This is a genomic window from Pseudomonas sp. C11 (assembly GCF_034683865.1).
Classification (GTDB): domain Bacteria; phylum Pseudomonadota; class Gammaproteobacteria; order Pseudomonadales; family Pseudomonadaceae; genus Aquipseudomonas.
Genome location: NZ_JAWIIP010000013.1, coordinates 132,373 through 141,523, shown reverse-complemented (window position 1 = coordinate 141,523; position 9,151 = coordinate 132,373). Strand labels below are relative to the sequence as shown.

Annotated in this window: 3 protein-coding genes; all 3 read right to left on the bottom strand. The window is 64.1% G+C overall.

All coding sequences use genetic code 11. From position 1 onward, the window contains the following. Window positions 1–77: 77 nt before the first annotated feature. From recD to recC, 3 genes are read right to left on the bottom strand one after another with little or no spacing between them, the layout of a single operon-like run. Complete coding sequence (gene recD, locus VC352_RS20120; protein ID WP_322981279.1) at window positions 78–2,108, bottom strand: exodeoxyribonuclease V subunit alpha; 2,031 nt, start codon at window positions 2,106–2,108, stop codon at window positions 78–80. Then, window positions 2,105–5,734, bottom strand: coding sequence for an exodeoxyribonuclease V subunit beta (gene recB / locus VC352_RS20115; RefSeq protein ID WP_322981278.1), 3,630 nt, complete (start codon window positions 5,732–5,734; stop codon window positions 2,105–2,107). Before recB ends, recD begins: the two co-directional genes overlap by 4 nt. Next, window positions 5,731–9,144 carry an exodeoxyribonuclease V subunit gamma gene (gene recC / locus VC352_RS20110; RefSeq protein WP_322981277.1) on the bottom strand — a complete coding sequence of 1,138 codons (3,414 nt, stop codon included), beginning with the start codon at window positions 9,142–9,144 and terminating at the stop codon, window positions 5,731–5,733. Before recC ends, recB begins: the two co-directional genes overlap by 4 nt. Between the last annotated feature and the right edge of the window lie 7 nt (window positions 9,145–9,151).

Below are 9,151 nucleotides of genomic sequence, written 5' to 3'. Positions count from 1 at the left end.
AAGCGCTTCATCGCTGAAGTGGCGCGCATTCTACATCCAGCAGAATGCGCGTCAAGCTTTAATTGCAGTTTTATTACCTAAAGCGCTTCGAGAGCCTCACGCAAACCACTGCGCCGCTCGACACGCCGCTGTACGGCTTGCTCGAAGATACCGGCTCGGCTCTCTATAAGGCTGAACCAATGGCGTGCCCGAGTGATGCCGGTATAAACCAGCTCCTTGGTCAGCACCGGATTGAGGTTGTCGGGCAGGATCAGCGCGCAATGGGCAAACTCGGAGCCTTGGGATTTGTGCACGGTCATGGCGAACACCGTCTCCACCGCACTCAGGCGACTGGGCAGGATATGGCGTAAGGTGCCACTGCCATCATTACGCGGGAATACCACCCGTAAGACCTGACGCATCGGCGCACCAGGCATTTCAGGCGGCTCAGGCAAGCGCAGCGCAATGCCGATATCGCCATTCATCAACCCCAGGCTGTAGTCATTGCGCGTTACCAGTACAGGCCGACCTTCATACCAGCCATGCATCTGCTCGAGCAGGCCTCGCCGCACCAGCGCCTGGGCAATCCGTTCGTTGAGGGCCTCGACACCCCAGGCGCCCTTGCGAACGGCGCAGAGCAACTGGAACTGATCGAACGCCGCCAGAACCCTGCCAGCCCAATCATCCCAGGCTTGCTCACCGGCATCAGGAGCCGGTCGCTGCGTCGTCATCAACTGCAGGTAATGGGCATACCCCTGCGGATGCGATTCGCCGCTCCCCTGTCCGTCGATTAGCAGCCGCTCCAATCCGCGATCCTGCTCCCCCGACAGGCGCAGCACATGTAGATCGTCCGCGCCTACGACCAGGGTTGTCCGAGCAGCTTGCGCATCGCCCTGGTTTACCGCGCGTGCCAGACGCCCGATACCCGAGCCACTGCCAAAGCGGCGTGAGTGCCGCAGCATGACGATATGCTGTGCCAGAGCCTTGTCACCGGACACCAATGCCGGATCTTCTAGCTGTTCGCCGGTCTGGCTTTCCAGCCAAATCCGTGTTGCCTCGCTGTAGCCGCCGCTTTCGGCCTCTCGACACAGGTCACCCAGCACAGCGCCAGCCTCTACCGAGGCGAGCTGATCCTTGTCGCCCAGCAGAATCAGACGCGCATGCGCCGGTAGTGCGTCCAGCAGGCTGGCCATCATCTCCAGGTCGATCATCGATGCTTCATCCACCACCAGGACGTCCAGCGGCAAGGGATTGGCTGCATCGTGACGAAAATGACGACTGCCGGGACGACTCCCCAGCAAGCGGTGCAGCGTCGTCACCAGTGTCGGTATCTCCTGACGCACCCGCTCGTCCAACGCCAGCGACTGCACTTGCGCGCCGATGGATTCGGTTAGCCGCGCGGCCGCCTTGCCGGTGGGTGCTGCCAGGCTCAGGCGCAGCGGTTCGCCGTTGGCCATGGCAGCTTCCTGCAAGAGAGCGAGCAGACGCACCACCGTGGTCGTCTTGCCGGTTCCGGGCCCTCCGGTGATCAAGGTGAAGCGCCCCTGAGCCGCCATGGCGCAGGCCAACTTCTGCCAGTCGGTCTGGCGCCCCCCCCCCACTACGAGCGGTTCAGGAAAAAGTGAAGCCAGGCGCGCGGCCAGATCGGTCGGCGCTACCGCGCTCGCCTGCAGACGCTGAGCAATCTTGCCGGCCACCTGCTGCTCATAGTTCCAGTAACGCTTCATATATAAGCAACTACCACTCAGCACCAGCGGCGCCCCTTCGGACTCCAGCAGTGCGCTGCCAGCGCAGGCCGCCAGCCAGGACTCAAGACTGAGTCCGGCCAGCACCTGTGAAGGCAGGATCATCGGTGCTTGCGCGTCCTCCCCCTCTGGCGGCAGAGACAGGCTGAAGTCCGGGCTGGCAAGCGTGGCCGACAGATCCAGACAGACATGTCCCTGGCCCAGTTGGTGACTGGCCAACGCAGCGCCAAGCAGAAGCAGCGGTGAAGCCTGCGGATCCAGCTCGGCGAACAGCTGCGCCAGCGCCCGATCCAACTCGCGCAACCAGCCACGCTCGCTCCAGGTGGAAAGCAGAGCGAAGAGCTCAGCGCGGTCACGCAGCGCCGGCGCAAGGGTCGTACTCATGCGGCACCCTCCTCTACTTCGCCCATGAACAGCGTGTCCAGTCGCTCGATCAGCTCGCGCGGCGGCCGCGCCAGGTAGGCGCCCTGCTGCGGCGCACGCAGGAACAGATAGAGCGCGCCCCCCACATGCTGGTCATAGTCGTAGTCCAGCAGGCGCAGGCGTAGTTGCCGATGCAGTGCGAGCACGTAGAGCACGTATTGCAGGTCATAACGGTGGCTGGCGATGGCCGTTTCCATCGCGTCACGGGTATAGGCGCTGTCGTCGCTGCCGAGCCAGTTGGATTTGTAATCCGCCACGTAAAAACGCCCCTGATGTTCGAATACCAGATCGATGAAGCCTTTGAACATGCCATTGAGGGTGTCGGCCCGCAGCGGCTGCCGGACGATACCCGGCAACTCGCACTGTTGCACCCACTGATCCAGCAGCCTGACGTCCACCCCACGCGCTTCGAACCAGAACTCCAGTTCAGGCTGATATTGGGTCAGTTGCGCCAACACCACACTATCCGCGCCCGCCAGCGGGAGCGGTTGGGTCAGCAGCGCCAGCAGCCAGTCCTGCAAGGGTTCGATCCAGCTTTCCAGGCCGCGACGCTGACAGCGTCTGGCCAACGCCTCGCGCAGCCTCGGCGGATCCTCTGCCAGGGCTGCGAAACCCTCCTGCGCCGCCATTTCCAGCAGACCATGGAGGAAGGTGCCGGGGTTCGGCCCACGCGGGAAGCGATGCACCCCCTGAGCCGATGCCGGCAGCGGCGCCAGAGCCAGCATGGGCTCCTCGTCGTCGATGGCGTTCTGCATCGCCGGACTGTCAGGGGCTGCATCCTCATGCCGGCTGACCTGACTAGGCACCTCCTCGTCCAGGCGCAGCGCGCTATAGGAGGCGATCCACCAATGCTCGGCGGCGCGTCGTGCAGGTGTGCGCCACTGTGGCTCGAACCGCTCATCTTCGATCATGCGATAGCGCTGCTCGCTGGCGGGTGGCACCGGCGCCACGGTGCTTTCCAGCCCGGCGGCAAAGGGTGCGAGCCAACTGGCGAGCTCGCCACTGGTGGCCAGCGATGCGCCGCCACCGAGCAGGTAGCCCAAAGCCGACTCATGCAGGCGCGACTTCTTGCCATTACCGATTTTCAGATCTGCCACGCCCAGCCAGCAGGCATGACGGGCACGGGTCAGCGCCACGTAAAGTAGGCGCAAGTCCTCCCCCAGGCGCTCACGTTCAGCACGCTCCAGGCTATCTTCATCAGGCTTGAGCACCAATCGTCGACGCTCGCCGTCATGGATCTGCAGCGGCTTCTTGTCATCCACCGGGCGAAACGCACAGATGAACGGCAGGAATACCAGGGGATACTCCAGCCCCTTGGATTTGTGGATGGTCACCACGCGCACCAGCGCCTCATCGCTCTCCAGGCGCAGCACCTGCTCGTCAGCCGCCTGCCCTTCGCCGGCCAGGAGTTCGCTCAAATGCCGAATCAGCGCCAGCTCGCCATCGAGTTCGGCGGCGGCCTGTTGCAGCAGTTCGGCCAGATGCAACAGGTTGGTCAATACCCGCTCGCCATCGTCACGTCCCATCAACCGCTGCGGCAGCTCGAAGTCCTGCAACAACTGACGCAGCATCGGCAGCACGCCCTGGCGCTGCCAGCGCTGGCGATAGTCGCGGAACTGCATGACGCGGCGCTCCCAGGTACGCTCGTCGAGGTTGAGCTGCTCCAGCTCGCTCAACGTCAGCCCCAAGGTCGCACTGGCCAGCGCTGCGCGTAGCGGGCGATCCTGATCGGGCTCGGCACAGGCACGCAACCACAGCAGCAGATCGCGTGCTTCCTGGGCGGCGAACACCGAATCCTTGTCAGAGAGGTAGACACTGCGCACGCCGCGCGCCGACAGCTCGCCGCGAATCGCCTGCGCCTCGTTGAAATCCCGCACCAGCACCGCAATATCGCTGGGTCGCAGGGTACTGAGCGCACCCTCCTTGCTAAAGCCGGCCCGCCCACGCTGCCCCAAATCCAGCAGACGCACGATCTCGCTGGCTGCACCGGCTGCCATGGCATCCAGATAGGCGCCCTTGGCAACCGGCTCGTCGCTCGCCAATTGCCACACCGTCAAGGCTGGCTGCGCCTGATCATCGACACTCCAGACTTCGCGTCGACCTTGCGCGCTCACGTCGATAAAAGGCAGATCATCGCGCAGCAGGAAAGCTCCCTCGCCGCCCTCACGCTGCTCGGCCCGCAGGAAAACGCCGTTGACGGCATCGACCATGGCCTGGCTGGAACGGAAGTTCTTTTCCAGGTTGTAGTGCCGGCCGAACGTGGCCCGGCGCGCGCGCAGATAGGTATGAATGTCGGCGCCACGGAAGGAGTAGATGGCCTGCTTGGGGTCGCCGATCATGAACAGGCCGCAGTCGGCGCGATTGGCCTCGACTTCGTAGAGCGTATCGAAGATGCGGTACTGCAGCGGGTCGGTGTCCTGGAATTCATCGATCATCGCCACCGGGAACTGGCGGCGGATCACCTCGGCCAGGCGCGGGCCATTGCTACCTTGTAGGGCAGCGTCCAGGCGCACCAGCATGTCGTCGAAGCCCATCTCCGCACGCTGACGTTTCTCCCAATCGAAGCGCTGGCGAACCCAGGCCGCCGCATGGCGCAGGGCAGCATCAGAAGGGTCAGGCAAGGCATCGAGTTGCGCCTTGAGTACAGCCATCGCGTCCAGCGCGGGATGATCAGGCGCCTCGCCCTTCCAGGCTTCAGCCAGGCCGTCGGGAGTCAGGCGCGTGAAGCCTGTGCCAAGATCGAGACGCGACTCGTCGCCACCCGCCCATTCGCGCAACTTGGCCAGCCAGGGGTTGTAGAAGCGCGCCTGGATTTTCTTACCGTCCACTTGCTTGGCCGCCACCGCCGCATCCAGCAGCAACTGCAGCTCGTCAGCCCAGGCCAGCCAGGGTGACTTGAGCTCGGCAAGTGCGTGTTCACGCTGCAGCAACGCGTTATCAAGCAGCTCGCCCAGCGCCTGCATCGCGCCTTCAGCCTCCTCACTCAGCAAGGGACGCAACCTGCCGCCGAGAGCATCAGGCGTTCCCCAGATGCTTGCCACCCATTGCAGCGCAGCTCCCTGCAGCGGATAGCAATGCTGCCGCCAATAGTCGCGCACCACCTCGGCCAGCAGCTCGCTGTGATCGGTCTCCAAGGTCTGGCTGAACAGACTGCCGCTGTCGAAGGCATGCTCACGCAACATGCGCTGACACCAGCCATGGATGGTCGACACGGCAGCTTCATCCATCCACTGCGCCGCCAGCTCCAGGCGACGGGCGCACTCGTCCCACTGCGTCTGGGCGAAATCACTGCGTAGCTCACGCAACAGATCATCGCCCTGAGCATCACCGCGGAACACGGTCGCGGCCTCGACCAGCCGCGCGCGAATGCGATCGCGCAGTTCGCGCGTGGCCGCATCGGTAAAGGTCACCACCAGAATCTGTGGCGGCAGCAACGCCTCGCGAAACGCGGCGTCGCCCCCATGCCCCAGGATCAGTCGCAGGTAGAGCGCGGAAATGGTAAAGGTCTTGCCCGTGCCAGCGCTGGCCTCGATCAAACGGCTGCCGTGCAGGGGAAAAGTCAGGGCCAGAGGGCGCTGTTGACTCATGCTGCGTCCTCCTCGAGTGCCTGGGGATGGCTGTCGAGCAGCGACTGGTAGAGCCGCTCACTCCATGTCGGAAACTGGCCATCGGCGGTGAGCGAGGCATAGTCAGGGAACTGTCTGGCCAGGCTGGCGCTGCCCTGGACTTCACCTATGAGGTTGTAGCCACCTTCGTAGACACTGCAGGCCTTGTCCTCGTTGTTATCCTGCAACCAAGCCAGGGAGGTCTTCATCGCAACTGGCAGAGGCACCTGCATACCGGCATTCCAGGATTCCAACCAGACCGTCAGAATGCGCGCGGCATGCTCGGTCGCCAAGGGTTCGAACGCCAGGCTGCGATCCTCGCCGACCAGCAAGGTGGTCAGCGGCACACCGCAGGCCGACGCGATGACATGCAGCACGTAGGGCCGCAGCAGACGATGCCATTTCCAGCTCTTGTCCTTGTGCAGCGCCCCCGGCAGCAGCTCCAGACGCGCCAGACTGCCATCGCCCTTCTGCCGTAGCCCGGCTAGCCAGCCGTCGAGTTCAACACCGGCTGCGCTGAAGAGCAGGCGCTGCGGCGACTCCAGTACGGCCGGCCAGCACAGGCAAAGCCCCTGATGGCGCCGCAACTGGGCCGGCAAGGGCTCCAGCAAGGCGTTGCGATACTGTTCGCCGAAACCAGCCAGCGGCAGGACACCACTGCGCTGCAAGCGGTCGGCTGCCGCCCTCAGTGCATCTTCGCTGTCCACATCGCCAGCGACGGCGGCCTTGAGCAAGGTTTCCTGCAACTGATAGCGCTGCAGGCCGTCAAGCGCGAACGGCTCACTGTCGAGTTGCGCCTGCTCTTGTTCATCGAGAAACACCTTGAGGCGGCGGGTGAAGAAACACTTCACCGGATCACGCAGGAACGACTGCAATAGCTCCGGCGTGAGCTGCTGCCCGTCCTCCCAGGCCGGCAAGGGAGCAAGAATTTCACCCGCCGATGCCTGACCATGCAGGGCGGCCCATTCGTGGGCATAACTGAACAACTGCGTCTCGCCATCGAAGTAGCGGCGACTGAAAGGTTGCAAAGGGTGCTCGGTGGTCAGGCCATGCAGCAGGTCGCCGCTACCGGCCAGCGCCCAGGCACTGGACAGATGGTCGCGCAACTGGCCAACCAGCACGGATGGCGGCCGCTCGCTGTTGTCGCGAATACTGCGCCCTACCCAGCTGATATAGAGACGATCACGCGCCGCCAGCAGTGCTTCGAGCAACAGATAGCGATCATCCTCGCGGCGTGAGCGGTCACCGGGGCGGTAATCGCCAGCCATCAGGTCGAAATCCAACGGCGCCTGGCTACGCGGATAGTCGCCATCATTCATCCCCAGCAGGCAGACCTGACGAAACGGGATCGCGCGCATCGGCATCAGCGTGCAGAAGTTCACCGCGCCGGCCAGAAAACGCTGACTCAGCCGCCCCTGATCGAGCCCGCCGAGCCAGGCCTCGCGCACCACCGGCAAAGTCAGCGCTGCATCCAAGGTCGCGGCATCGCACAGCTCCAGCCAGGCGTCCAGTGCATCGAACAGTTGAGTCGTGAGCACCTCTTCACGGTCGTTCTGCGCCAGGAAGAAGCCATCAAGCAGACTGCGCAAGCGTTCGCCCCACTGCGTCGGCGTGGCCGGCTCGCGCAGTTGCTGCAAGTGACGGTCGAGGGTTTCCAGCAAGCGCGTCACCGGGCCGATCAACGCAGCATCGAGCCCACCGATCTCGTCATAGGGCTCGATACCAGCAAAGGCGTCGGCCGAGCCCACTGCGTAGCCCAGCAGCATACGCCGCAGGCCGAAGCGCCAGGTGTTCTGCTCCAGGTTCTCGCCGAGGCCCAGCGATTGCCGCTGAGTCGCGTCCAGCCCCCAGCGCACACCGGCGCCCTCCAGCCAGCGGCGCAACGTAGGCAACTGATCCTCGGCGATGGCGAAGCGTTGACGTAGAGCGGCTACATCCAGCAGATCAAGAATCTCGCTGACGCTGAAGCGGCTTTCCGGTAGGCGCAACAGGTGCTCAAGCGCGATGATCATCGGCTCCTTGCCGCGCAGCCCCTGGTCGGCCAGGGTGAAGGGAATGAAACGCGGGTCATCGCTGGCAAACTGGCCAAACACCGCCTGGATATGCGGTGTGTAAGCGTTGACGTCCGGCACCATGACAATCACGTCGCGCGGTCGCAGCGTAGCATCCTCGCTGAAGCTGGCCAGTAGTTGATCGTGCAACACCTCCACCTCGCGCTGAGCGCTGTGGGCGATATGAAAACGCAGCGAGTGATCACGCGCGGGGTCGACCGGCGGCCAGGTGCTGCGCGTTTCCGCCAGCGGACGCAGATCAAGGATATCGTTCTGCAACTGGCCGAGCAGGCTGTCCTCGTTGGCCGGACTGAACAGGTCGATACGCTCGAACTGCTCGCGGTAGCGCTGCGGCTCGTCGTACTGATCCAGCAGGTTGATATAGTCGCGCCCCTGCTTGCCCCACGCCGCGAGCAACGGCTGCCCGTGCTGGTGCATGTCCTCCTGTTCGAACAGCCCGATCTGGGCGGTTGGTTTGCCCTTGCGTTGCTGACGACGGTACTCGTGGCGCAGCAGATCCTTATCTTCGACGATATCGCCCCAGTGGTGCTGACAAGGGTTGTGCACATAGAGCATGACCTGGCTGAAACGCGCCATGGCCGCCAGCGCCTCCAGCACCTGGGCCGGCAACGAGGAGATGCCGAAGACGGTGATGCGCCGAGGCAGCCCAGACGGAGGTGCATCCAGTTCGCTCATGCGCGCGACGAAGCGCGGATGTACACCGGCGCGACTCTCGGCCAGATGCTCTTCCCCGACATCCGCCAGCAAGGCGCGCCACAGCGCGGGCTGCCAAAGGGAATCGCCCTCCAGCAGCCACTCACCGCCGCGCGAGGTACGCAAGCGATCATGCCCGGCGGCCCAGTCCGCCAGCCAGTCAGCGCGATAGACCTGGTATTGGTCGAACAGATCGGCTAGACGCTCAGCCAGTTGGTGACGCTTGCGCAGATCCTGATCATCGGCGAGGAAGCGGCGCAAAGGTGCGAACGCTTCCTCGGCCAGCAAACCCGGCAACAGCCGCATCAGGCGCCAGGTCAGCGGCGCCTTGTCCAGCGGCGACTGCTGCGGAATCGCATCCTTACCCAATACGTTGCGGTACGCCTGCCAGAGAAAGCGCGCCGGCAGATCGACATCCAGCGCCGCAGCAATGCCGCAGCCGTCACGCTCGGCCAGCGCCAGCTTGAGCCACTGGGCGATGCCATTGCTCTGCACCAGCAGCACCTCGTTCTCCAGAGGCCGCAGCGGATAGCGCCGCATCCACTGCACCGCCAGCGCGCGCAGCTCTTCGAGGTGGTTGCCGTGAATGACGATAAGGCCGGGGGACAGCTCCGGGCTGGCGGGCATCGACTGA

Coding starts and splice junctions, on each gene's coding strand:
- recB (WP_322981278.1), bottom strand. CDS start 5,734: ATGAGTCAACAGCGCCCTCTGGCCCTGACTTTTCCCCTGCACGGCAGC.
- recC (WP_322981277.1), bottom strand. CDS start 9,144: ATGCCCGCCAGCCCGGAGCTGTCCCCCGGCCTTATCGTCATTCACGGC.
- recD (WP_322981279.1), bottom strand. CDS start 2,108: ATGAGTACGACCCTTGCGCCGGCGCTGCGTGACCGCGCTGAGCTCTTC.